Annotated in this window: 2 protein-coding genes and 1 pseudogene; all 3 read right to left on the reverse strand. The window is 63.5% G+C overall.

What is annotated here, in order from left to right; translation table 11 throughout:
- A partial coding sequence (locus F618_RS0114515) for a conjugal transfer protein TraG N-terminal domain-containing protein (RefSeq protein WP_019569004.1) occupies positions 1 to 1,398 on the reverse strand: 1,398 nt, incomplete at its 3' end.
- Positions 1,395 to 1,733, reverse strand: a complete 339-nt coding sequence (locus tag F618_RS0114520; protein WP_019569005.1) for a hypothetical protein — start codon at positions 1,731 to 1,733, stop codon at positions 1,395 to 1,397. The genes F618_RS0114520 and F618_RS0114515, both read right to left, overlap by 4 nt.
- Positions 1,730 to 2,473: pseudogene (locus tag F618_RS0114525) on the reverse strand (integrating conjugative element protein); the annotation flags it as partial. The pseudogene F618_RS0114525 and the gene F618_RS0114520, both read right to left, overlap by 4 nt.

Raw genomic sequence — 2,473 nt, forward strand, 5'->3', positions numbered from 1 at the left:
ACCGACAATCATACTGAACAGCACTGGAAGGCCGATGTGCAGGAACCCGATTGCCATGCTCAGGATGCTGGCTTTTGTCCCTCCATCAGCAGACAGCAGCGACCCAAAACTCGACGCCATATAGCTGCCCGTGGACGGATACAACGCCGCCATCATGTTGTCCTCCAGCCAGCGGCTGATCGCCCAGAGGTAGGTCCAGAACGTGATCGTGAGGATCGAGGCCGTTGCGATGAACACCGGTCCCCAAGAGTACAGCGATAACACGAGCAGGATGGGGAGCAGCATGTAGATCCCCATGAGCAGGAAGCTCTGCACGATGGGCGCGGCCTCGCGGATGGTGAGCATCATGGGGCCATGGGAAAACATTTCCTGCGCGCCGATTCCAATCCCCGCTGCGATCGTCGCGAAAACTCCACCCCCTGAGTCGGTATTGGTCAGTTCGCTGGTAGCGATTGGGGCGCTGACCGCAGCTTGATCGACCATCCGTCGGATCATCCGGTCTTCGATCTCCTCGTCCGAGGTCCCGAAGAATCCGGATACCCGGTCCCGGATCCCCTCAAAGGTGCTGGTTTCCATTTCATCCAGGATCTGCTGCCGCAGCCCGGGTCCTCCATTCCCGCTCCACCAGTCCTCGCAAGACGGGCGGCCGTAAGGCGGCTCCGCGCCCTCGTTGTAATCTGGATCGTCTCGGGCCGGGTTGTAGTCGAAGCCGTGTACCGGGCTTCCGGCCCTATAGCGGTCATAGAATCCATCGGTTTGCAGGTAGACCCGGGAACCGATGAACTCGGGATCATCGGTTCCGTGCGTGGCCAGCAGTGAATCGACGTCCGGACGCTCGCGCTGGAATCGAGAGCGGGCAGGGATAAAGCACTCATTCGTGAATCGTTGGACGTTCTGCGCCACTTCGGGATCCGAGATCCGTTGTTCATCGATTGTCAGGCGGGTGCGCACCATTTCTTCCGGGCACCCGATACCGGCGATCGCTGCGCCAGTGATCCCCTTCGAGATCGCCATGGTGCCGTACCACCAGACCGGTACCGAGGCATTCGAGAGATCGAACGTAGTCGAGTACGTGGTGTCTTCGATGCTGGAAATGTCCGGCACTTGGCCGCAGGTGTTCTCAAACTCCAGCTCACTGAGCGTGAGGGGCCAGATCGGCTGTGCAGCCAGCACGACGACCGAGAGCGCCTTTACGATCTCGACCTCCATCATGTGGACGGACTTCCGGCTCCCGGCCTTGGCCTCCTGTCCGGTGTAGTTGTCCACGAAGGCTCGGATCACGATGATCAGAAAGGGGATGAACGCGATCCCCGAAAATACGAGGATGTCCCACAGGTTCTGAAACTGCATCCACCCGAAAATGGTGGTGAATGCTTCGAGGGGATGCCCAACGGTCATACCACTAACTCCACGGCGCGGCCCAGCAGGTTCTGTCCCAGCAGGATTTCCAGGATCACGAGCCAGCCCGCGACTCTCCAGCGCGCGTCCACCAGACGTTGTTGCGACTCCGGCGGCAGGTGCCCGCCGAGCCAGGTCACCCAATACCGCCACCCCAGCACGACCGCCGCGATCAGCAGCCAGCGCCAACCGGCCAGCAGCCACTCAGTGCGATCGAGGCGGGCCCGCACCGCCTCCGCCCCTTCGATCATGTTCCACGCGAGCCCCGCCACGATGACGATCGCAAAGGCGGCAGCAACCCCGATCAGGAGGTGGCGCGGGATTCGCAAAATCATGGCTGTGGCACCACGCCACCACGGATTGGGGCGGTCTCGATCGGTTGCGGGGACGGGGTGCCGCTGGAAGCGCGGGCGCGGCGCTGCGCTTCACGCAGGATCGACCCGGCCGTATTCGACACCACGGCCTGGCGCGCCTCGACCTCCATCATCAGCGTGTCGATCTCGGAGGTGATCTCCTCGACGCCGTCGCGGATGTCTTCGCGGGCGACGCCGGCCGCGTCGATCTCCGGTGCCTTCCGCCCGCTCAGCAGCATGCGACGGGTCAGCAGGGCCTGCTCCATCGTGCGCGCGGTCGCGACTTCCTGTGCCAGCCGTCCCGCCGCCACCATGCGGTCGGATTCCGGGAGTTCGCGCAGCGCCTCGATCAGGCCGCGCGACACACCCACGCCGGGTGCCGAAACGTCGCGCAGATTGCTCCGTGTCGGATTGGTCGCGCCCGAAACGAGCTGCATCAGGTCCTCGCGGACCTGCTGGTTGGTTTCTTCGAGGATGGGCAGGAGGCCCACGCCGGGGGTGGTCTCGCTCTCGCATCCCTGGCAGGTGCGGATGTGCTTGTCCCCGAGCACCCGGGTTGCCCATTCCTGTGCCTCCTGCGGGCTGCTCCAGGTCCGCGCGAGGAGGGGCGTGTCTCCGCCCCCTGCATAGGGTGTTCCGGCGTTCGGGGGCCGATCCAGGGTGATGTTGTAGCCCGCTTTGACGGTATCGCTGATCACATCAATCGGTTCTTGGCCCTGTCC

Origin of the sequence: Thioalkalivibrio sp. ALMg13-2 (assembly GCF_000381185.1) — a bacterium.
Lineage (GTDB): Bacteria > Pseudomonadota > Gammaproteobacteria > Ectothiorhodospirales > Ectothiorhodospiraceae > Thioalkalivibrio > Thioalkalivibrio versutus.